The sequence below is a fragment of the Paraeggerthella sp. Marseille-Q4926 genome, from assembly GCF_916618935.1.
In the GTDB taxonomy this organism is placed as follows: Bacteria; Actinomycetota; Coriobacteriia; order Coriobacteriales; family Eggerthellaceae; genus Paraeggerthella; species Paraeggerthella hominis.
The window spans coordinates 222,196-244,436 of sequence record NZ_CAKAKF010000003.1 but is presented as its reverse complement, the minus strand read 5'-3'; the positions used below and the strand labels follow the sequence as shown (position 1 = coordinate 244,436).

14 protein-coding genes and 1 riboswitch are annotated in these 22,241 nt (G+C 64.9%); of the genes, 7 read left to right on the top strand and 7 right to left on the bottom strand.

The features are described 5' to 3' along the window. Positions 1-31: 31 nt before the first annotated feature. Complete coding sequence (locus LG373_RS06170) at positions 32-568, bottom strand: DUF1697 domain-containing protein (RefSeq protein WP_225749310.1); 537 nt, start codon at positions 566-568, stop codon at positions 32-34. A 119-nt stretch (positions 569-687) separates the two neighbouring features. On the opposite strand from LG373_RS06170, the gene LG373_RS06165 reads away from it, so the two are divergent. Then, positions 688-1,779, top strand: coding sequence for a dipeptidase (locus LG373_RS06165; RefSeq protein ID WP_225749309.1), 1,092 nt, complete (start codon positions 688-690; stop codon positions 1,777-1,779). Between the two features lie 100 nt (positions 1,780-1,879). Here the strand turns inward: LG373_RS06165 and LG373_RS06160 are convergent, their stop codons facing one another. The 6 genes from LG373_RS06160 to LG373_RS06135 all read right to left on the bottom strand — a co-directional run bounded on the left by LG373_RS06160 (position 1,880) and on the right by LG373_RS06135 (position 8,395). After that, the gene (locus LG373_RS06160; RefSeq protein ID WP_216528625.1) at positions 1,880-2,281 is read right to left on the bottom strand and encodes a PaaI family thioesterase; all 402 of its coding nucleotides are present in this window, start codon (positions 2,279-2,281) and stop codon (positions 1,880-1,882) included. Positions 2,282-2,364: 83 nt separating this feature from the next. Further along, the gene (locus LG373_RS06155; RefSeq protein ID WP_225749308.1) at positions 2,365-3,417 is read right to left on the bottom strand and encodes a hypothetical protein; all 1,053 of its coding nucleotides are present in this window, start codon (positions 3,415-3,417) and stop codon (positions 2,365-2,367) included. Between the two features lie 54 nt (positions 3,418-3,471). Further along, positions 3,472-4,569 (bottom strand): 4Fe-4S dicluster domain-containing protein, encoded by a 1,098-nt coding sequence (locus LG373_RS06150; RefSeq protein ID WP_225749307.1) that lies wholly within the window; start codon positions 4,567-4,569, stop codon positions 3,472-3,474. After that, entirely contained in the window at positions 4,562-6,055 is a 1,494-nt protein-coding gene (gene gltX / locus LG373_RS06145) for a glutamate--tRNA ligase (protein WP_225749306.1), read from the bottom strand. The genes LG373_RS06150 and gltX overlap by 8 nt, the downstream gene beginning before the upstream one ends. Before the next feature lie 199 nt (positions 6,056-6,254). Further along, on the bottom strand, positions 6,255-7,013 hold the full coding sequence (locus tag LG373_RS06140; protein ID WP_216528621.1) for a DUF1461 domain-containing protein: 759 nt from the start codon (positions 7,011-7,013) through the stop codon (positions 6,255-6,257). An 11-nt stretch (positions 7,014-7,024) separates the two neighbouring features. Then, positions 7,025-8,395 (bottom strand): carboxylate--amine ligase, encoded by a 1,371-nt coding sequence (locus LG373_RS06135; RefSeq protein ID WP_216528620.1) that lies wholly within the window; start codon positions 8,393-8,395, stop codon positions 7,025-7,027. A 649-nt stretch (positions 8,396-9,044) separates the two neighbouring features. Continuing rightward, a riboswitch (SAM riboswitch) is annotated at positions 9,045-9,137 on the top strand. Positions 9,138-9,145: 8 nt separating this feature from the next. Here LG373_RS06135 and metK point away from each other — a divergent pair. The 6 genes from metK (at position 9,146) to rlmKL (ending at position 22,225) form a co-directional block, all read left to right on the top strand. Next, positions 9,146-10,411: a methionine adenosyltransferase gene (gene metK / locus LG373_RS06130; protein ID WP_225749305.1), complete on the top strand. Its 1,266-nt coding sequence runs from the start codon at positions 9,146-9,148 to the stop codon at positions 10,409-10,411. A 188-nt stretch (positions 10,412-10,599) separates the two neighbouring features. Continuing rightward, complete coding sequence (gene priA, locus LG373_RS06125) at positions 10,600-12,984, top strand: primosomal protein N' (RefSeq protein WP_225749304.1); 2,385 nt, start codon at positions 10,600-10,602, stop codon at positions 12,982-12,984. A 113-nt stretch (positions 12,985-13,097) separates the two neighbouring features. Continuing rightward, entirely contained in the window at positions 13,098-15,890 is a 2,793-nt protein-coding gene (locus tag LG373_RS06120; protein ID WP_225749303.1) for a transporter substrate-binding domain-containing protein, read from the top strand. Positions 15,891-16,034: 144 nt separating this feature from the next. Beyond that, positions 16,035-18,317 carry an EAL domain-containing protein gene (locus LG373_RS06115; protein ID WP_225749302.1) on the top strand — a complete coding sequence of 761 codons (2,283 nt, stop codon included), beginning with the start codon at positions 16,035-16,037 and terminating at the stop codon, positions 18,315-18,317. 131 nt (positions 18,318-18,448) lie between these two features. Then, positions 18,449-19,684: an RNA polymerase sigma factor RpoD gene (gene rpoD / locus LG373_RS06110; RefSeq protein WP_114565859.1), complete on the top strand. Its 1,236-nt coding sequence runs from the start codon at positions 18,449-18,451 to the stop codon at positions 19,682-19,684. Positions 19,685-19,897: 213 nt separating this feature from the next. After that, positions 19,898-22,225 (top strand): bifunctional 23S rRNA (guanine(2069)-N(7))-methyltransferase RlmK/23S rRNA (guanine(2445)-N(2))-methyltransferase RlmL, encoded by a 2,328-nt coding sequence (gene rlmKL / locus LG373_RS06105; RefSeq protein ID WP_225749301.1) that lies wholly within the window; start codon positions 19,898-19,900, stop codon positions 22,223-22,225. Positions 22,226-22,241 lie beyond the last annotated feature (16 nt).

Below are 22,241 nucleotides of genomic sequence, written 5' to 3'. Positions count from 1 at the left end.
TGTCTTTCAGCATGAAGCTTGACGCGTTGCGCTACATCCCGGCCAGTTTCCTGACGGTGTTCGCCGTCCTGATCGTCAGCTTGCCGCCTATGCGCGCACTCGCGGTCTTCGACCACCAGTTGGTCTTGCGGTACTCTTTGCGATCGAACGACCAAAAGATAGCGTTCCGGTAATGCTCTATCCGCTCCAGCCCTTCTTTAGGTTCTCCTATTTCGTGGAGGACGTCGGAAAACGCGGCGGGCGGCATGATGAAGATCAGGTTATCGTAGATTTCTTTATCCGCGCCTCCCCACCAGGCAGGCGCGTTTTGCAGAATATCCTCGAGCGCTTCTTTGGGCATGCAAAGGACGGGGATAGCGAAGCCAAAGCAGCTGCGCATCATCGACTCGATCTTATCGGTGCATCTTTCTGCGCTGTCGCTGCTTGAGAACAATGCGTTACCGCTGTTCAAATACGTTTTGACTTCCTTGAAGCCAAGTTCTTCGAAGCGTTTCTTCAGCTCTTTCATAGGAATCGTGTTTTTACCGCCGACGTTCACGCCGCGAAGAAACGCAACATACCTTTTCACCGTGCCGCCTTTGCAAGAGTTTTGATTCGATTGTCACCTATTGAAAGCGTGCGCGCAAGGGGCTTTGCAGCGGTACAATAGCAAGGCTTTGATGCGATTCGCGAGAGAGGAGCGCGGCCGTGGGGCTGTTCATGACGTTGGGGGATGCTTCGCCTGAAGAGGCTGCCAAGCTGTGGGGAGACGATATCTTCTCTCGAGCGAAGGATGCGAATCCTGATCGCTTGCGCGTGTTCGACTTGCATTGCGATACGCTCGATCGCCTGGTTCTTTCGGGCGATCCTGGGGTCCCGGGCGGATTCGCCGAGCATGATGCGGCGATCCCTCGTTCGCGCATGAGTTCGCTGGTGGACAATGCCGCCCATGTTTCGCTTGCGCGCACCGCGTCGCTTTCCTGGTGCCAGTGCTTTGCAGTGTTCGTCCCCGACCAGCTGCAAGGCGATGCAGCGTGGGCGCTTTTCGAGCGTGTGGGAAGGTTTTGGGAGATGTCTTTGGAGCGTCATCGCGATGCGATCGCGCGCGTGCGCGACGTGCGCGAGATCGAGGACGCGTTCAAGGCGGGCAAGACCGCCGGGATGCTCACCGTGGAGGGTGCGTCGTTTCTTCAGGATGACGGAAAGGCGTCGGCGCGCCTTGACGCGTTGGCGGAAGCCGGGGTGCGCATGGTCACCCTTACCTGGAACGGCCGGAATGCGTTGGGAAGCGGCAACGAAACGCTCGACGGATTGACTTCGTTCGGGGGCGCGTGCGTGCGCGAATTGGAAGCGCGCGGTATCGTGGTGGACGTTTCCCATCTGAACGAGGCGGGTTTCAGGGACGTATGCGCGATAGCATCCCGACCCTTCGCCGCTTCGCACTCGAACGCGCGGGCGATATGCGACCATCCGCGCAACCTGGAGGATTGGCAGTTGCGCGAGATTGCCGACTGCCAAGGCATCGTCGGCTTGAATTTCTGCCGGGACTTCCTATCGGACCTGCATGCCGATCCTTCGCCTGACGACGTGCTGCGTCACGTCGATCGCATCTTGGAAACGGCAGGGGAGGACGTGCTTGCGCTCGGTAGCGACTACGACGGCTGCGACGTGCCCAGCTGGCTCGATCCATGCGATCGCGTCGCCGACTTGCACGCGCTGCTCGAGCGACAGTTCGGGCCGAACGTTGCCGACAAGGTGTTCTTCGAAAACGCGCGCGCCTTCTTCGACCGCATGGGGTAGCGGCCTCGCCCGAAACGCCGGTTCGATTATCTTCGGGTAAGTAGCGTTCTGGTGGTGCGCCCGAATCCCGAGCGCTCCCGTGGCTTCCGGTCGCGCTTGCTTACCGGTAGCACGTAACCGTCATGCGCGCGATCTGCTTGCCCAGGTCGTCCTCGACGACAACGGTGTAGAAGGCCAGGTGACTGCCTGGCTTGTCGCATGTGGCAGTCGCGGTCAGCTTCGACCCTTTCGTCGAGCGGAGGAAGCTGATGGCATGGTCTACGGAAACGGTGGGCTTTTCGCCGATGTTGCAGGCTATGGCCAAGGCGAAGTCCGCCAACGTGAAGATGGCTCCGCCCATGACGCTTCCCATTGCGTTTCGGTGCACGTCCGACAGTTTCATGTCGCACACGGCTCGTCCCCTGCATCCTTCGACCACGCGGCAGCCAGCTGCTTGGGTGGCGAAGCGATCGTTCTCGAACACGGCTGCGATTTCTTCAAGGGAAGGGTTTTCGGAAAGCATGGGCGTCTCCTTTTCCGGGTACTCGATGCGAACGCCCCGACGAAGCCGGGGCGTTGCGAGGTTGCGTCAATGTGCGGTCGGGTTTATTCCGCGGGAGTTGCAACGGCGGCGTACAGCTCCAGGTAATCGCCGTCCGTCACGGTAACGGTTTGGGATCCCCCTGCGATCACGTACTTCGTCTGCGTAATGGAATCGCTGTCGAAGTCGAGATCCTTCATGACGAACGCCGCGCTGTCCTGCGATGCGTTCGCGGACGCCTCGGCGCTCACCGTGACGGTGTACGTTCCGGCGGGGATATCGACTCCCACGCGATACAGCCCGTTCTCGTAGGGAGCCGCGGGGGCGAAGCTCGCCGCCTTGCTCGGGTACATGCGCAGCTCGTCTTTGCCGGGCAGGAAGGCGATCGCGTCGCCGGCCTCAAGCTGTGCGAAGTAGTTGCCGAAATACGAGACCGCCAGCTCAAGCGAATAGGTTCCCGTGTCGTCGTCGCGATCGAACACGTAGTAGGTGCCCTCGGCATCCGAGCTTCCTTCGAGGAAGTAGAGTCCCGGCTCGATGTCCTTTCCCGGGCCTATCTGGTACACGCCGGCTGTGCAGCGACCGTCCTCGACGGTGCTCGGAAGATCGCCCACCGCTTTCTCGATATCCTCGAGCGTAAGCCCTTCGTAGCGGCTGGTGCCGTAGTCGTCCGGGTTGCCATTTTCGTAGGAATGGTTGTACCCGTATCCCGGTCCGTCGTAGCGAGGGTCGAACGAATCGTTGTAGCTGCGATCGAAGTACAGGGCTCCGCACGCTACGCAGCCGACGCATCCGCCAACGCCCAAAACGAACGCCAGCAGGCACCCGCAGAGCACCCAAGGCCATACCTTCTTCTTTTGCGGTGGCTGCGCGGCGGCCGGGTAGGCCGGGTAGGGAGGCTGCACGGGGTACGGGGGCTGCGGCTGCGGCGGCTGGCCCGCCGACGCGTAGTGCGGCGAGGGCGCGCCGGCGTAGGGGGATTGCGGCTGCTGCGGCTGGGGGCCGCCGTATGTCGGGGGCTGCGGCAGCTGGCTCGTGCTGCTGTAGGGCTGCTGGCCGTAAGGCGGCGCGGGCTGGTCGTTTTGCTGGTCGCCCTCGGGGCGCTCGGGTTCGTTCATGTGACCCTCCTGAAACTCTTCGTTGCGGCGTGCGGTGACGTGTCGCGGGCTTTGCTAGGCTTGTTCGCACCCAGCTTCTTCGGTAAGGAAAACTTCGGCGCTTTCCTCGATCAATTGCACGGCTCCTTGCGCGCAGGCGCTTACGCACAGGCCGCAGCCTATGCAGTAGCGTGCATCGAAAGCAAGCGTCCCGTCTGCGGGGTCTGGGTAGCGCGCGCCGGTCGGGCAGACGGCCGCGCAGTCAAGCGCGTTCGTGCACAGCGCACGGTCGGTGCAGGATATGACAACCGGTATGTTCGGAGCGATGGCGGGCTCGCGGTCGATGGCTTCGAGCAGCATGCGCCGTTTGGGATGCATGGTCTGCTTCGTGTGTCCTTCGGGGGCGAAGTCGTTGAACTGCGGGCTTTCGTTGAGGTTGAGCCGCGCTCGCGCCCGTGCGCGCTCCTTGCGCTCGTAAAATTGCTGCAAAACGTCCGAGTTGCGCAGACGGCGCTTGCCCGAGGCGACGTCTGCCACGTCGGCCGCCAGATTCGTGAACGCGCTGCGTCGATCGACCCCTTCGGGATTCGCCAGATCTTTGACCAGGTTCTCCTTTTCAGGGATTGTTTCAAGGTAGCCCACCTTGCGTCCCGTCCACTGCTCCGCCGTGGCAATGGCGTGCGTGAACAGCATTTCGCCGAACTCTCCCGCCCGGTCGCAGTCTGCGCAGTAAGCTAGGTCCCCCGCGATGCTCACGGGGATGTTCTCGGCCAAAACGAGCGTCCAGAACTCCGGGGAAAGCGTGGCCAGGCAGGGCAGCACCACCACGTTGGCGGCAGGCTGGAATCCGGGGAAGATGTTCTCCTTGCAGGTGATCACCACGTCCTCGCCGCGCAGGGCGATGCGCCGCACGCGGGCGTGCAGGTCGATCATCGTCACGCGCGTAGAGGTGAACGCGTCGCAGATTCCCAGGCAGATGCCGCAGTTCGTGCAGGCTTGCGCATCGATGACGGGCAGTTCCTCGGAGTCGAATTCAATGGCGCCGTGGGGGCATGCGCGTGCGCAGCGGTCGCATGCCGAGCCCCGGAATCGCGTGCAGAAATCCCGCAGCACAAGAATGCGCTGCGGGTGCACGGTCCGCTCATCCTGCGTGTTGTCGGCGACTTCAGCCACCGAACGCCTCGCTTGCCACCTGGTCGATGCGCGCAAGCACGTCCTCGCGCGGCAGAAGCTCGATGCTCTCGAACAGCGGCGGCGACACCATGTTGCCGCATACGGCCACGCGCAGGGGCTGGAACAGCAGCTTCGGCTTCAGTTCCAGCTGCTCGCCCACGGCGCGGCATGCTTCCTGCAGCGCTTCGGCTTCCCAGGCCACGCTTTGGTCGGCAAGCACGCCGCGGCAGGCCGCCAGAGCTTCGTCGGCGCGAGCGCCCTCCTTCTTGAGCACCTTGTTGACGCTCTTTTCGTCAAGCTCGCGCACTTCGGGCCCCCAGAACATGAAGCCCAGCTTGGAAACCACGTCGTCGAGGCGCGCCAGGCGTTCCGCCACCAGGGGATACAGCCCCAGGTAGAACTCGGCGCGCGCAGAGATGTCCTCCGGCGTGGCGCCCAGCTCCAGCAGCCAGGGAAGCGACGCCTGCACCCAGGCGTTCGCGCCCATGTCCTTGATGTACTGGCCGTTCATCCAGTCCAGCTTCGTCTCGTCGAACACGGCGTCTTTCTTGGTCACGCGGTCCAGGCTGAAGCGCTCGCACAGGGTGGCGCGGTCGATGAGCGTCGTCTCGCCGTCGAGCGACCAGCCCAGAAGCGCCAGGAAGTTCACCATGGCGTCGGGCAGGTAGCCGCGCTCGCAGAACTCCTCGACCGAGGCCGCGCCGTGGCGCTTCGACAGCTTCTTGCCGTCCGGCCCCAGGATCATCGACAGGTGCGCGAACGTGGGCACGTCGAAGCCGAGCGCCTCGTAGATGAGGATCTGGCGCGGCGTGTTGGACAGGTGGTCGTCGCCGCGGATGACGTGAGTGACGCCCATGTTCGCGTCGTCGCACACCACAGCGAAGTTGTAGGTGGGGGAGCCGTCCGTGCGCACGACGATCATGTCGTCCATCACTTCGGCCGGGAAGCTCACGTGGCCGTACACGGCGTCGTCGAACTCGATGGGGCCGTGGTTCTCGGGCACGCGCAAACGCCACACATGCGGCTCGCCTGCGGCGATGCGCGCAGCTGCGTCAGCGGGGTCGATGCAGCGACAGGTGCGGTCGTAGCCGGCGTAGCCGCCTTCGTTCGCCTCGGCTGCGGCGCGCTTGGCGTCGAGCTCTTCTTTCGTGCAGAAGCAGGGGTACACGCTGCCGCGCTCTTTCATGAGTTCGAGCGCTGCGGCGTACGTGTCCATACGCTGGGTTTGGAAGTACGGTCCGGCCTGGCCGCCCACCTCGGGGCCTTCGTCCCAGTCAAGGCCGAGCCACTTCATGGCATTGAGGATGACCTGCACGTTTTCTTCGGTGGAGCGCTCGGGGTCGGTGTCTTCGATGCGCAGGATGAAGTCGCCGCCCATCGCGCGGGCGAACGCCCAGTTGTAGATGGCCGTACGGGCTCCGCCTACGTGCAGCCGCCCGGTGGGCGACGGGGCGAATCGAACGCGAACTTTCTTCTCGTCTGTCATAGCCGTGGTAATCCTCCAGTTGAATAACGTCATGTTCAAGCCGAAGCACGGGCTTCGGCGATACTTGCAAGTATAGACAACCCGAAGGCCGGAGCAAACCGCAGCCGACCCATCCTCACTCAAAATGCTCGACCGAGCAGCAGCAGGAAGCTGCTCGCGCACGGGTCGCGCAGCGCCGAGAACCTCGCCGTCCGCTTTCTTAACGGGGAAGGCTCCGGCGCCGCAGCGCCGTTCCCGTGAACGCGGCGATCAGGGACAGCGCGCCCGTGACCGTCAGCCAGACGGCCCCCATTCCCATCCAGAATGCGGGCGGGTACATGGTGATGAGCAGCGACTCGTACGAGAACGTCCAGGTTCCGTCGGCGAAGAACAGCGAGTGGAACGCGGCGAAAAAGCCGTTGAAGTCGACGACCACCCAGGCGGACAGCGCGGCGAACACGGCCAGCACGACGATCCCCGCGCAGGCCAGCGCGCCGCCCACAGCCCGTTTGCCAGCGCGTATGCCCAGGTAAACGCAGAACGCGACAGCGGCGAGGGCAACGGCGGCAAAAGCGACGCCCGCAGCCGCTATCACGCGGTGCACGTCGTCGAGGTGCGAGAGCGCTTCGGGGTTGAGCGTGTAGGCGTCGGGCGCGGCGGCAAGGGCTGTTTCGTCGGCTTCGGCGTAGGGCGTCTGCGCGTTGCGGTTGACGTCGCGCAGCATGGCGAACACGGCTTCCCGGTCGTTGGACCCCACGGTGTAGTCGCGCGTTGCGACGGCGGCTTGCACCAGATCGTCGTGCGAGAACGGCGTCGACGGGTTGTCCGCGCCGCTGAACATGCCGGCCAGCATGCCGGTGGTTTGCGGCAAGCAGCACGCGCCGAGCCCCGCCGCCACGAACGTGACGGCTAGGGCGATGGCGGCAATCCCCTGCGCAAGGCCGTGCTTTGCCCCGCGCCTTGTTTCGTGCGACGGCATCTTCGGCTCCCTTAGTCCTTGTCAACCCAGATGGTGGCGGCGGTCATGCCCTGCATGTCCTTCGAGATGGTGGGCAGGGGCCCCAAGCGGCTGAACACGCCCTGGAACACGCCGTCGTACAGGTACAGGCCGTTCAGGTTGTTGTACATCTGCGGATCGAAGGGCACCTGGTCGTCGGAAAGCCCGTCTATCCCCGTGTCCGGCGGCAGCGTGAGCGTCTTGAAGGGGCGGATGTAGCGCTGCACGATGAAGGGGTAGCCCGCGCGTCCGTTCGCGAAGCGGTCGACCAGCTCTTCCCAGCGTTCGGGCGAAACGGCGCAGCCTGCGTAGACATCGTCGGCCCCGTAGTGGTCGGTGGGCTTGATGATCCATTCGTCCTTGTTCGCGCGGATCTGATCGACGTTGACGTGGTCGTCGTCCAAGAACGCGGTCAGGGGCACGGTTCTCTCGACGAACGAGATCTCGTCGGCGTCCAAGAACTCGATGGTGCGCTTGTCGAACAGAGCTTTGAATATCTGCTTGTCGTGCACGATGTGCCCGGCGAAGCTGCCGATGAGCGCCACCTTCTCTGCGCGCACGGCGTTGATGAGCTGCTGCGAGTCGTCCCAATGGTCGATGACGTCGTTCGTGACGCAGCGGCGCCAGATGGCGTTGACGGGCTTGCCTTCGGCGTCGCGCAGCGTTTCGCCGTCGAAGCTCAGGTCGCGCACATCGGCCACGACGCAGTCCACGCCGCGGCGCTTGAACAGCTCGGTGTAGATGTGGAACTCGTCGACCACGCCGTTTTCCAGGTAGTCGCAGATGGCGAAGCGGGGGTTCTCCACCTTGTGCTCGTAGGTTTCGTAGATGGACAGAAACGCGTCGACCCAGGACTCGAACAGCTCGCAGCCTTCCACGCGGTGGTTGCGGGAGAACGCTTCGAATGCGGGAGAGCTCGCGATGGAGTTCGTGATCTCGCGGTTCTCGTTCATACCCGAGGACCCGTCGCCGTTGAACTCGCAGAACTCCATGCGGTAGTCGTCTTCGTTCAGGAAGGTGTCCACGCGCGCGAAGGGCAGCAGGGAGTCGTAGCCGCGCGGCAGCAGGATGAGCTCTTCAAGGCGCGGATCGAAGTCGAACACGCGGCGGTACTGGGGGTCTTCCAGGTAGCGCGCGATCACCTTGCACAGGATGCGGTGCGAGGTTTCGGCCGTTTCCTTCATAGTGCGGTACGTTTGCGCGTTGAACAGGCGCGGGACGTACGAGCAGGCCACAACGCGGTGGTGCACGATGGCGGTGGAGCTTTGCATGTAGTCGTACGCGGCGCGTCGGCCGGCTACGTCGCCGTCAAGGCGCTCGAGGATGTCGAAGTACTCGCGGGTGTATTCGGCGTTGGTTGGCATGGCGATCCTTTCGCAGACCCGCCCGTGGAAGCGTCGGGCAGGGGGTTCACGTTTGGAAAAAAGTGTAGCACGAGCCGATCGCCCGCATCGAGGCGGTTGCCGTATCGCCACAGGAACGGCGGCGGCGCGAGGCTGGGGCGGGTTCCGCCGGCCCGCACCCCGCCGACCGCCGACCCCTCCCATGGCCCCGCGCACGGGTCCCTCTCTCTCACTCTCTCATGGCCCCGCGCACGGGTCCCGCCGGTCCCTTCCCATAGCCTTGCGCACGAAAAACCGCGTTTGCTGGCAGGTTCTGACGGTTTGAGGTTGTCTCCGAAGCACGATGAGGCGCGCCCGAACACCCAGCATTTTTCTATAGCTTTCTGACCTGGTGCAATGCGGGACTGCTCGATTGCCGCTAAAGGCAAGGGGGTCTCCGACGACCTCAAACCGTCAGAACCTGCCACGGAGGGCGATATTTCGTGCGCAACGGGGCGAAGGGGCAGTTCGGGGACGGCGTTCGCGCGCCCGCGTGCGGCAAGGGCGCGGCTTCGGCGGTTCATTCCGTGGGGACTCCGCGGGGCGGGGTCTTCTCCTCTTGCGCGAATAGTGCTTTCAGGGTACCATCGGCAGGGTTTCACGGGGATTCCGGCTATGTGCGCGGTTCTCTGTTTTATCAAGAGTCGGGGGAGAGAGTTGGCTCTGAGATCCCGACACCAACCTGGCGGATACGCCAAGGTGGTCCGGCCTACAGCGATGAAGGAGGAACTTATGGCCGAAGAATGTTCTACGTACCTGTTCACGTCCGAGTCCGTCACCGAGGGTCATCCCGACAAGGTGTGCGACCAGATATCCGATGCCGTGCTCGACGCCATCCTGGCCAAGGAGATCGAGCTGGCGGCTCAGGGCTACATCGCCCCCAGCGGGCAGCCCGCCGATCCCGCGCAGGTGCGTTGCGCCTGCGAGACCATGGCCACCACCGGCATGGTCATCGTCACGGGCGAGATCCGCACGCAGGCGTACGTCGACGTGCCCGCCATCGTGCGCGAGGTGCTGCGCGACATCGGCTACGACCGCGCGAAGTACGGCTTCGACTGCGATACCTGCGGCGTGCTCAACGCCATCCACGACCAAAGCCCCGACATCGCCCAGGGCGTCGACGAAAGCTGGGAGGCCCAGCACGGCCTAGCCGAGGACGACCCTTACGAGCGCATCGGCGCGGGCGACCAGGGCATGATGTTCGGCTACGCGTGCGACGAGACGTCCACGCTCATGCCCATGCCCGTCTACCTGGCGCATCGCCTGGCCGAGCGCCTGACCGAGGTGCGCAAGAGCGGCGTCATGCCGCATCTGCGCCCCGACGGCAAGACCCAGGTGTCCGTGCGCTACGAGGACGGCCGTCCTGTGAACGTGGAGAAGGTGGTCGTGTCCACGCAGCACTCCGAGGCCATCGCCCATGACGAGCTGCGCGCGCAGATCATCGCGAACGTGGTGGAGCCGGTGTTCGCGCACGAGGGCGTGGAGCTGGCCGCCGACGCCGAGATCCACGTGAACCCCACCGGCCGCTTCGTCATCGGCGGCCCCATGGGAGACGCGGGCCTGACCGGCCGCAAGATCATCGTCGACACCTACGGCGGCATGGGCCGCCACGGCGGCGGCGCGTTCTCCGGCAAGGACTGCACGAAGGTGGACCGCTCGGCTGCCTACGCGGCGCGCTGGGTGGCCAAGAACGTGGTGGCCGCGGGCCTCGCGCGCCGCTGCGAGGTGCAGGTCGCCTACGCCATCGGCATGGCCAAGCCCGTTTCGGTGATGGTGGACACCTTCGACACCAACGCGGTGCCCGAGGCCGACATCATGGCCGCGATCGAGCAGACCTTCGACCTGCGCCCCGGCGCCATCGTGGACGCGCTCGACCTGCGCCGCCCCATCTACCGCAAGACGGCCGCCTACGGCCACTTCGGCCGCGAGCTTCCCGAGTTCACCTGGGAGCGCACCGATAAAGCCGACGAGCTGCGGAAAGCCTGCGGAGTGGCATAGCCTGCGCTTCGCTGATGGAAAGAGGTCGCCCGTTGCGCGGTTCGATGCGCGAGGGCGGCCTCTTCTTATTGTAAGAGGCGATCGAGCTATAAAAGGAGATCGAGCCGGTCGAGAGCGCATGGGCTAGCGAATGGGGAAGGGCGCAGGCGCGTTTCGGAGTGAACGAGGACATAGGATATACTGAAGATATGAAACTCGCATCGATCATCCTGGACATACCCACGCAAGCGCTCGACGCGTCCTACACGTACGCCGTGCCCGAGGACGAAAGCGGCGACCATCCCGTCGAGGTGGGCTGCGCCGTGCTCGTGCCGTTCGGCCATCGGCGTGCGATCGGCTTCGTGATCGGCATCGAGGAACGCGAAGACGGCGACTATCCCGAAGGGCTCGACCCCGCCAAGCTCAAGGTTATCGTGCGAGCGGTGAGCCGCCCGTATTTCGACGAAGAGGGCGCCGCCTGCGCCCAGTGGCTGGCGCAGCGCTACATCGCTCCGCTCTCGTCGTGCGTGCGCCTGTTCACCCCGCCGGGCGGGGTGCCGCGCATGGTGCGGTCGCGCGAGGGCTACTGGCGCCTGGAAGAGCCCGCCGTGGGGGAAGTGGACGATCGCTGGGTGCTGCCGGGTGCGGCCTTCGACACGTTCGAGCCTCGGAAGAACGCCGTCAAGCAGGCTTCCATCGTGGAGGCCCTGCGCGCGGGCGAGCTGCGCGTAGCCGAGCTGTCGGCCGAGTTCGGCGCGGTGTCGGCTCCGTTGAAGACGCTCGAGAAGCAAGGCGTCGTGCGCATCGAGCATCGTCGCCGCATGCGAGGCTTCGCAGCTCCGTCGGAGCCTGCGGGCGCTGCGAACGCTGCGAACGCCCTTGCCGACTCGCTGCGCCAACCTGCGGGCATACAGCCTGCAAGCGGCTTCGCCCCCTCTCTCAAGCCGCCGCTCACGCAGGGGCAGGCGGCGGCGCTCGCCGTCATCGATGCGGCGCGCGAGCGCGGCGCGGGCGAGGTCGTGCTGGTGGACGGCGTGACCGGGTCGGGCAAGACGGAAGTGTATCTCCAGGCCATCGAGGCGACGCTCGCCGCGGGGCGCACGGCGTGCGTGCTCGTGCCCGAGATCTCGCTCACTCCGCAGACGGTGGGCCGGTTCCGCGGCCGCTTCGGCGACACCGTGGCCGTCATGCACTCGCGCATGAGCCAGGGCGAGCGCTACGACCAGTGGGACTTCATTCGCTCGGGCGCGGCGCGCGTGGTGGTGGGCGCTCGAAGCGCCCTGTTCACGCCGCTTTCCAACCTGGGGCTCCTTGTCATCGACGAGGAGCACGAGGGCTCTTACAAGCAGGACAGCTCGCCGCGCTACCACGCGCGCGACGTGGCTGTATGGATGGCGCGCCGCGCGGGCGCGGCCGTGGTGCTCGGGTCGGCCACCCCTTCCATCGAGGCGCTTCACGCGTGCGCGAAGGATCCCCGATGGCATCATGTCGAGCTGCCCGAGCGCGCGAACGGCAAGCCCTTGCCCGCCGTTCGCGTCGTCGACATGGCGGTGGAATTCAGCGGAGGCTCCCGCTCCATGTTCTCGGGCGCGCTCTCCCGCGCGCTTGCCGAAGAGCTTTCCGCTGGTCGAAAGGCGGTCCTGCTGCTCAATCAGCGCGGATTCGCGAAGTTCTTGCTGTGCCGGGAGTGCGGGTTCGTGCCGGAATGCCCGTCCTGCTCCACATCGCTGACCTATCACGAGCGGGGAAGCTTCCTCATCTGCCATCACTGCGGCTACCGCATCGCGGTGCCCCCGGTCTGCCCCGAATGCGGCAGCCCCTATCTCAAGAAGTTCGGTGCCGGAACGCAGCGGGTCGAGGCCGATCTGCGGGTTTTGCTGGACGAGACCCCCGGTGTGGGCCCTGGGGTTCCCATCGTGCGCATGGACGCCGACACGACGTCGGGCAAGGGCGCCCACCAGCGGCTTTTAGAGGAGTTTGCCGCCGCCGACGCCGCTGTGCTTTTGGGCACGCAGATGATCGCGAAGGGCCTTGACTTCGAAGACGTCACGCTGGTGGGCGTCATCAACGCCGACACCATGCTGAAGCTTCCCGACTATCGAGCCGCCGAGCGCACGTTCGACCTTGTGGAGCAGGTGGCCGGACGCGCGGGGCGCGCCGAGCTGCCGGGGCGCGTGCTCGTGCAGACCTACGAGGCGGACGCCGCCCCCATCCGGGCCGCGGCGTCGTACGACCGCGCGCTGTTTCTGCGCGACGAGCTGCCGAAGCGGCGCCTGTTGGGGTACCCGCCGTACGTGCGCATGGCGAACGTGCTGATCTGGGGCAAGGACGAAGCGGCGGTGCGCGGGGCGGCCCAGCAGCTGCAGCAGGGGATCGAGCAGGTCGTGCGCGATTTCGGCGGTGACGACTGGACGGTCCTGCCCGCTACGCCGTGCGTTCTCGCGAAGCTGCGGGGCACGTATCGCTGGCACATCGTGGTGAAGTGCCCGCCGGAGGCCGACCTCTCGGCCGTGCTTCTTCCGTACTTCAGGCACCGCAAGCCCGACAAGGACGCGAACGTAGCGATCGACGTGGATCCCGACGATCTGCTGTAGGCGGCCTTTCGCAGCCGCGCGGCCCGTAGGTTTACAGTTTCAGCTGCGTCTTCCCTTGTCGTGGTATTCTGGGTGCCCTACAGCTGATTCGACTGGAAGCGGTACCGCAGGCGATGGAGGAGGTTCGAGCCGTGGGGAAATGGGCGAAGCGCATCGCGTGCGCACTGGTGCTCTCGGCGATGCTGGCCGTCGCGTTCGCTGCTCCTGCGGTTGCCGACGAGCGGGCTTCGTCGTCTCGCGGGCGCGTGGTGAAGGTGGCGTTTCCTCCGTCCGAGGGCTTGAGCATGGTGGACGACCAGGGGAATCGCAGCGGGGTGCTCTTCGACTGGCTCACCGAGATCGCGAAGTACACCGGTTGGGAATACGAATTCGTCGACGGAGACATCGACAACTTGATCGATCGGCTGCGCGATGGCGAAATCGACCTGGTGGGCGGCATGTTCGTGCGCGAGCAGCTTGCCGACTCCCTTGACTACTCGACCTACAGCATGGGCTCGAACCGCTCGCTGCTGGCGTGCGCGCAGGACAACGACGCCGTTGCAAGCTTCGACTTGAGCACCCTGGACGGCGCGACGATCGGCGTGTACGAGAAGGCCGTCGACAAGAACAAGCGGCTCGAGAGCTTCCTGAGCCTGAACGGCCTTTTCTGCACGCTTCTTCCGCTTGACTACGCTTCGTACAAAAGCTGCCTCGACGACGGCACGGCCGACGTCATGCTGACCGGGGACACGGATTTTCCCGGCAACTGCAAGGTCGTCGCGTCGTTCGGCGGCGAGCCGCAGTACTTCGCCCTTGCGAAGGGAAGCGACCTGCTGCCCGAGCTCGATGCCGCAATGGCCCAGGTGTACGCAGCCGACCCCGGGTTCGCCACCAAGCTTCACGACGCCTATTTTCCCCAGATGTACCGGTTCCCCCTTGAGCTTTCCGCCGACGACCGCGCGTACGTTGCGGGCCGGGGCGAGGTCAGGGTGGCCGTGGTGGCGGGGCAGTATCCTTTGTACTACGACCTTGAGGGATCGTACCGAGGCGTGGTGAAGGAGGTCTTGGGCCTGGTGTCCGAACGGACGGGCTTGACGTTTCGGTTCGTCCACGCAAGCACGTACGAAGCCGCGCTCGAGCTGGTGGCGTCGGGCGAAGCGGACGTGCTGGGCGGATTCCAGGGCGACGAGCGCACTGCATCCGAGCGCGGTCTGGCCCTGACGGCAAGCTATGCATCCTTGGACGGAGTGGTGCTCAGGAGCAAGGCGGGGTCCCAGCGAAGCGAGGGCCTGGTGTTCGCGCAGCTGGAGGGGCTTGCCGACCCGAAGGGCCTCGACGTGGCGCGCGTGGTGCGCTATGCGACGTACGAAGAGTGCTTGTCGGCCGTGAACGAGGGGCGCGCCGACCTAACCAGCATGCCCGCCTCGTGCGCCGAGAGCCTGTTCGTCGAGCGTTCGTACGCCAACGTTGCCCCGGCAACGTCGGAGCACGACGACGCCGTGTTCTCCGTGGCGTTGCCCAAGCCCGTGGACGCGTCTTTGTACGCCGTGCTGAACAAGGCCGTGAACAGCTTGTCGAGCGACGAGCTTGACGCCATCGTGTCCCGCAACTCCACGCCAGTGACCTCGCATCGCGCCACCATCGAGTCGTTCGTGGCGCAAAACCCCTTTCTCGTGGTCACCATGGTGCTTGTGTTCGCCTTGCTTTTGGGGGCCATCGGCGTTGTGGTGTCGCTGTCGAAGGTGCGCGCCCGCGTGATGGCGATCAAGCTGGAGAAAGCGGAGGAGTCCGGTCGCGAGAAGGCGGACTTCCTCTCGCGCATGTCGCACGAGATACGCACGCCCATGAACGCCATCATCGGGCTTTCCAGCGTGGCGTCGCTGTCGGGGGAGGCCACGCCCGCCATCCGCTCCAGCCTTGAGAAGATCAACACGTCGGCCCAGTTCCTGCTCTCGCTTGTCAACGACATCCTGGACATGTCGAAGATCGACAACAACAAGATGCGCATCGAGGTCGCTCCCATGCGCCTCCGCTGTCTGGCCGAGCGCCTGGAGAGCATGTTCTGCATGCAGGCCGAGGAGAAGGGCGTGCGCTTCGAGGTTAGCTGCGGCGTGGACGAGGGCGTGGTAGGAGACGACGTGCGTCTTCAGCAGGTGCTGGCGAACCTGCTGTCGAACGCGTTCAAGTTCACCGACAGCGGCGGCTTCGTCCAGCTTTCCATCAAGGAGCTGCGCCGAGACGACGCGAGCGTGCGCCTTCGCTTCAGCGTGAAAGACGACGGCGCGGGCATTCGCGAAGAGGATCTGGGCCGTATCTTCGATTCGTTCGAGCAGGCCGCCGAGAACCGTCGCAACGCTCAGGGAACCGGCCTGGGACTTGCCATCAGCAGCAGCCTCGTGCGCCTTATGGGCGGCTCGCTCGAGGTTCGAAGTAGCTTCGGACGGGGGTCGGAGTTCTTCTTCACGATCGATCTGCCGCTTGCCGAAGAGGGGCAGGCTCCGCTGGGCAAGGCTGTCCTGTCGCCTGAGAACGCCCCTGCTTTGAAGGGATCGCACGTCCTTTTGGCCGAGGACAACGATCTGAACGCCGAGATTGCGGCGGCTTTGCTTGAAATGCAGGGCGTGTCGGTGGATCGAGCGGCGGACGGGCGCGAGGCGATCGACCTGTTCGAGGCTTCGAAAACGGGAACGTACGATTTCGTGCTCATGGACGTGAGGATGCCGGTGCTCGACGGGCTGGCCGCCGCGCGCGCCATCCGGTCGCTTGACCGTGCCGACGCGCGGACGGTTCCCATCGTCGCCTTGACCGCCAACACGTTCCAGGAGGATCGGGAGGAGGCGCGCGCCGCCGGCATGGACGGCTTCGTGCCCAAGCCGTTCGACGCCAACCAGCTCTACGATGCGCTGCGCGTCTTCCTGAGCCGATAGGCATGCTTCGGTCCTGCGATTGCGCCTTGCACGCTGCGGCTCGCTTTGCAATAATGGGGAATTAGGTCAACGGAAGTTGCTAAGGCGCGCTCACTTGAATCCGGGGTCTTGCGAAGGCGCGCTTCACCGTTAAAAGGGGATATCGTGAAAGCAATCCTGCAAGGGAGCTACCTGCGCGTGTTCGCTGCCGTGTTCGCGGTTGTGGCGCTTGCGACGGGCGCGGTGTGCGCGATCACGCTCGTGCGCGGCGAGCAGGTGGTCATGGAGGAGACCGAAAGCTACCTTGCCGAGCTGTCCCAGCAAACTACGTACAAGATCAACCAGCGCATGAGCTTCAACGTGGAGCTTCTCGAGCATCTTGGCCGGCAGCTCAGCGTGATCGACGGCGACGACGAAAACCGCGCGGCCCTTACGGAGACGTTGGTCGACGGCGGGCCCTTCAGCTGGGTCGGGTACGCCGACCGAAGCGGGACCTTGACCGTTCCCGGCGCAGGCGCGGTCGACGCGCAAGGGTTCCGCGTGGTCATGGACGCAATCGAAGGGCAGGCTGGCGTCGAAGGCGATCTGGTCGAGGTGCCCGAGTTCAGCCCGGGCAAGGGCGCGCTGTACGCGGTTCCGGCCGTCGGCCCCAATGGCCTGGGGGCCGTGGTAGGGTGGGTCGCTCACGATTCGATGAAGCTGCTCTACAACACCGATACGGCCGACGGCGTGGGATTCGCCCATATCGTGTCGTCGGACGGGGATTTCATCTTGCGTTCCGAGAATGCGAACTCGCTCGGGGAGGACCGCAACTTCTTCGACGGCCTGCGCAACGAGGCCGTGGCATCCGAAGACGATATCGCTCGCATGGCGCAGGACATGCAGCGGGGGATGAGCGGTTGCTTGGGCTACACGGTGGACGGCCAGCTGCGCGAAGTGAACTACTACCCGCTCGATCTGGGAGGCTGGTACGCCATCTCGGTGGTTCCGCCTTCGCTGTACGCCACGTCCGTTTCGGATTATTCGACCTTGGCCATCATTGGAACGACGGTCTTGGCCCTGGTTTCCTTCGGCGCGTTCGGGGGCTGCCTGGCTTGGGCCACATCGCGCAAGAACCGCGAGATCAGCAGGCTGGCGTTCGTCGACCCGGTGACGGGCGGGCATACGGTTGCGCGGTTCGACATGCTGGTGACCGAGCGCATCAAGGATCGGTCGCCGTTTTCTTTGGTCGCGCTCGACATAGAGGACTTCCGCCTGGTCAACGACAGCTTCGGCAAAGCTCGCGGCGACGAGCTTCTGCGGTACCTGCACAAGGCCATTGCGGACGGCCTGCGCGAGGGCGAAGCCTCCGCTCGCGTGACGGCCGACCTGTTCAACGTCATGCTCGACGACACCGATCCGGAGCTTGTGCGCGCATGGCTCCACGAGCTGGCCGAGCGCCTCAACGCGTTCAACCGCGAGAACAACGCGCCGTACTTCGTCAAGCTCAACTGTGGGGCATGCGCCGTCGAGTGGCCGTGCGACATCGTCACCATCAGGGACCGGGCGAACACTGCCCGCAAAACCTCTGCTGCGGCGGGCGGGCACCTGTGCCGCTGCTCGTTTTTCAGCGACGTGGATCACGAACGGCTGATCCGCGAGAAAGAAATGGAAAACGAGATGGACCGAGCGCTCGAGCGCGGCGAGTTCATCTTGTTCCTGCAGCCCAAGATATGCCTGGAGTCGGGGCGGACCATCGGGGCCGAGGCGCTGGTTCGTTGGGATTCGCCGAAGCGCGGCCTGCTGCCTCCGGGCGAGTTCATTCCCTTCTTCGAGCGAAACGGCTTCGTGATAAAGATCGACCTTGCCGTGTTCGAGCAGTCGTGCAAGCTGATCCGCTCGTGGATCGATGCGGGCATCGAGCCTTTGCCGCTTTCGGTGAACCTGTCGCCGCTGCACCTGCACGACGATCGCTTCCTGGACGCGTTCGAGGAGATCCGCAAGCGCTACGACGTCCCTGCCGAGCTTTTGGAGTTCGAGCTTACCGAAAGCGTGGCGTTCGAGAGCCTTGACCTTCTGCGCGAAACCGTCCTGGGCATCCACTCCTTGGGTTTTCGCTGCTCGATGGACGATTTCGGCAGCGGGTACTCGTCGCTGAACGTCTTGAAGGACATTCCCGTCGACACGCTCAAGATCGACCGGCAGTTCTTCCTGGGCGACGAAAGCCGCTCCGAAGTGGTGGTGGGGTCGGTTATCGACTTGGCCAAGAAGCTCAACATGGGAACCATCGCCGAGGGCGTCGAGACCATTCCCCAAGTGGAGTTCTTGCGCAGCACCGAATGCGACGCCGTGCAGGGCTACGTGTTCTCCGCGCCGGTTCCCGTGGACCTGTTCGAGAAGATGACGTTCGGGCGCACGGGGTCGACGGGAGCGTCGGACGACGATGGCCCTGATCGTCCCGCGCGCTAGTTTGGTTGCGATTCGCCGACGTTTCTTGCTAAGCGCCAACACCTTGTGATATAGTGTTCGGCTGTATCTTTGCGCCTAGAGCGTGCATGTCTTCATGCCCTGTGCGCCATCCTGTTGGAAAGGAAGATCACGTGGCCCAAGCCTCTAAGAAACAGCCGGTACAAGCGAATGACCAAGCGAAAGCCCCGATTGAATCTGAGGAGATGCTTGACGACGACGCGCTCGACGTCGAACCGGACGTAAGCGCTACCGATACGCTCGAAGACGACAAACTCGAAACGCCCCTGTCCGAAGACGGCGAAGAGGACGAGGACCTGCTTGCGGGCATTCCCGAAGAAGAACTCAAGGCCGTCAGCGAAGTGCAGCTGCCGAAGGTGGGGGCCAAGAGCGGCCGCGTTCGCTCGTCGGTGCGCAAGCGCAACGCCGATGCGTCCGTGACCATGCTCACCGGCGACCCCGTGCGCATGTACCTCAAGGAAATCGGCAAGGTTCCGCTGCTCAACGCAGCCGAAGAGATCGACCTGGCCATGAAGATCGAGGCCGGCGTCGCTGCAAGCGAAGAGCTGGACAAGGCCGAAGACGAGGGCATCGAGCTCGAGCGCCGCGAGAAGCGCCGTCTCGGCCGCATCGAGCAGGTGGGCTTGGACGCCAAGCAGCAGCTCATCGAGGCGAACCTGCGCTTGGTCGTGTCCATTGCGAAGCGCTACGTCGGCCGCGGCATGCTGTTCCTGGACCTGATCCAGGAAGGCAACCTGGGCCTGATCCGCGCGGTCGAGAAGTTCGACTACACGAAGGGCTTCAAGTTCTCCACGTACGCCACGTGGTGGATCCGTCAGGCTATCACGCGCGCCATCGCCGACCAGGCGCGCACCATCCGCATCCCGGTGCACATGGTCGAGACCATCAACAAGCTGGTCCGCATTCAGCGCCAGCTTCTGCAAGAGCTCGGGCGCGAGCCAACGCCGGAGGAGATCGGCAAGGAGATGGGCCTGCCCGCCGAGCGCGTGCGCGAGATCCAGAAGATCTCGCAGGAGCCCGTGAGCCTGGAGACCCCCATCGGCGAAGAGGAAGACTCCCAGCTGGGCGATTTCATCGAGGATGACGCCGCCGTGGTGCCGCCCGACGCTGCATCGTTCAGTATGCTGCAGGAGCAGCTGTCGAAGGTGCTCGACGGGCTGGCGGAGCGCGAGCGCAAGGTCATCGCTTTGCGTTTCGGGCTGGAAGACGGCCATCCTCGCACGCTCGAGGAGGTCGGACGCGAGTTCGGCGTTACGCGCGAGCGCATTCGCCAGATCGAGAGCAAGACGCTGGCGAAGCTGCGCCATCCGTCCCGCTCCTCGAAGCTCAAGGATTACCTGGAAGACTAAGGGCTCGGGCGGCTCGAGCGCCGCCCGAGACGTTCGACGCCGTAGCGCGGACCGGTTTTGCCGACGAGGCCCCGCGATGTCCGAGTTTTCGCCTTGTTGCCCTTTCCGCATGTCGCACGGCATGCGGGCTGCGGGGCGGAAGGCGACGGGCGTCGCGGGGCCTCTTTGCCGGCGCGCTGCTCCAACCTGCGATTTTACGATGGGACGTCACGTATGGAAAAATACAACCTCGAGTTGTTCGCAAGCTGCCTTTCCGGATTGGAAAAGCCGTTGGCCGACGAGCTGAAGTCGCTTGGAGCTAAGCGCGTGCGCCCCCTTGGCGGGGGCGTTGCCTTTTTCTGCGATATGCGCGGCGCGCTCAAAGCGTGCTTGTGGTCGCGGCTTGCCTCGCGCGTGACGCTCGTGGTCGGTCGCGTGAACGCATCCGATGCCAACCTGCTGTACGAGGGCGCGCGTCGCTTGCCGTGGGAGCGGGTCATCGCTTCGGGGGCGAGCATGGCCGTGCAGGCGCACGGCATGAACGACCAGCTGCGCAATACCCGCTTTACCGCGCTCAAGGTGAAGGACGCGGTGTGCGATCGCTTGCGTGAGATGCGCGGCGAGCGTCCCGATGTGGACACCGATCAGCCCGACGTCGTGCTCGACGTGCGCATTCGCGAAAGGCGAGCGACTATTTCGCTCGATTTGTCGGGAGAGTCCCTGTATCGGCGCACGTACTTGACGGCCGACGACGGGCCAGACGCTCCTTTGGAGTGCGCGCAGGCTGCGGGCCTGCTGGCCTTGGCCGGCTGGCACGACATAGCGGCATCGGGCGCCGCATGCGTTGATCCGACGTGCTCGGACGGCTCGCTCGTCATCGAGGCCGCGTCGGTCGCATGCGACCTCGCGCCCGGCCTTGCTCGCTCGCGCTGGGGGTTCTTCGGCTGGGCGGAGGCGGACGAGGATGCGTGGGGCGATCTTCTTGCCGAGGCCGACGAGCGCTTCGAAGCGGGGCTGGCGCGCGTAGCGGCGTGCGATACGCAGGATCCTTCGGCGCCGCCCGATTTGGCGTACGTGCGCTTCGCCGGGGCGACCACGTCGTCGCCCGCTATCGCGCGCGCCCGTCAGCGCGCTAAGCGCGCAGGGCTGCGCCAGGTTGTGAGCATCGAGTTGGGCGATGCCCAAAGCGCTCCCGACCTGGTGGAACGCGTGGGATCGGCGGCGGCGCGCGCACTGCGCGAAGCGATGGCCGACAGCGGCGCGGACGGCATGCAGGCTTCCGGGTTCTTGGTGGCAAGCGTGCTGCCCACCGGCGATCGCGCGCAATCGGAGGCGCGGCAGCAGGCCGAATCGGCCGCCTTCTCGCGCGCGTCTTCGGCGGCGGGTTCGGGCGCGACGTTCGCAGTGGCGGGCGGCGAGGGCATCGAGTCCCGGTTCGGCGTGGAGCCTTTCGAGCGGGCGACGCTCGGCGCGGGTCGGGTGTCGGTCGAGGTGCTCGTGTTCGACGAGCCCCCGGTGGAGCCCGTGATCGTGACGGTGCCTGACTCCGCAGGCGGGGCCGAGCATCGCGTCGAGGTGTTCGAGTCCGCGTCCGAGCAGTTCGCTTCGCGTCTTCGCAAGGTGGCGAAAGAGCGTCGCAAATGGGCGAAGCGCGAGGGCGTGTCGTGCTATCGCATCTACGATGCCGACCTGCCCGACTACGCGGTCGCCATCGACCTGTACACGGGCGCGGGCCAGGCGTCGGGCAACACGTATGTGCATATAGCCGAATACGCTGCGCCCTCCACGATCGACCCCTCGAAGGCGCAACGGCGCTTCGACGACGTTCTGTCCCTGGCTCCCGTGGTGCTGGGCGTGCGTCCCGACCACGTGTTCTCGAAGGTTCGCTGCCGCGACAAGGGGGGCAGCCAGTACCGCGGGGCGGGAAGGCGCTCGTACGTGACCCACGTACAGGAGGACGGGTACCTGCTCGAAGTCGATCTGTCCGGCTATTTGGATACGGGCATGTTCCTGGATCATCGCCTGACGCGCGAGCTGGTGGGCGCGCGGGCCGCGCGCAAACGGTTCCTCAACCTGTTCGCGTACACGGGCACGGCTACCGTGCACGCTGCGGGCGGGCAGGCGGAGTCCACGTGCACGGTCGACCTTTCCCAAACGTACCTGGATTGGGCCGCGCGCAACATGGAGCAGAACGGCTTTACGGGCGAAGCGCATGCGTTCGAGCGTGCGGACGTCATGACGTGGATAACGGAGTGCCGCCGCACGCCGCGCAGGTTCGATTTGATCTTCGTCGATCCGCCCACGTTCTCGAATTCCAAGGCCATGGGCAAGCGCACGTGGGACGTCCAGCGCGATCATGTGGAGCTGCTTATCGGCGTGACCCGCCTGCTGGCCGAAGAGGGCGAGGCCGTGTTCTCGTGCAACCTGCGCAATTTCAAGCCCGACGAGGAGGCGCTTGCGAAGTACGGCGTGATCATCGAGGACATCACCGCGCAAACCATCCCGCACGACTTCGAGCGCAACCCGCGCATCCACAAGTGCTACCTGGTGCGCCGCGCGTAACGGCGCCGCTCGCATT

What these genes read in the sequence shown, in the direction of transcription:
- LG373_RS06160 (WP_216528625.1), bottom strand. Translation starts at nt 2,281, where the DNA reads ATGCTTTCCGAAAACCCTTCCCTTGAAGAAATCGCAGCCGTGTTCGAG.
- LG373_RS06155 (WP_225749308.1), bottom strand. Translation starts at nt 3,417, where the DNA reads ATGAACGAACCCGAGCGCCCCGAGGGCGACCAGCAAAACGACCAGCCC.
- gltX (WP_225749306.1), bottom strand. Translation starts at nt 6,055, where the DNA reads ATGACAGACGAGAAGAAAGTTCGCGTTCGATTCGCCCCGTCGCCCACC.
- LG373_RS06140 (WP_216528621.1), bottom strand. Translation starts at nt 7,013, where the DNA reads ATGCCGTCGCACGAAACAAGGCGCGGGGCAAAGCACGGCCTTGCGCAG.
- LG373_RS06135 (WP_216528620.1), bottom strand. Translation starts at nt 8,395, where the DNA reads ATGCCAACCAACGCCGAATACACCCGCGAGTACTTCGACATCCTCGAG.
- metK (WP_225749305.1), top strand. Translation starts at nt 9,146, where the DNA reads ATGGCCGAAGAATGTTCTACGTACCTGTTCACGTCCGAGTCCGTCACC.
- priA (WP_225749304.1), top strand. Translation starts at nt 10,600, where the DNA reads ATGAAACTCGCATCGATCATCCTGGACATACCCACGCAAGCGCTCGAC.
- LG373_RS06120 (WP_225749303.1), top strand. Translation starts at nt 13,098, where the DNA reads ATGGAGGAGGTTCGAGCCGTGGGGAAATGGGCGAAGCGCATCGCGTGC.
- rlmKL (WP_225749301.1), top strand. Translation starts at nt 19,898, where the DNA reads ATGGAAAAATACAACCTCGAGTTGTTCGCAAGCTGCCTTTCCGGATTG.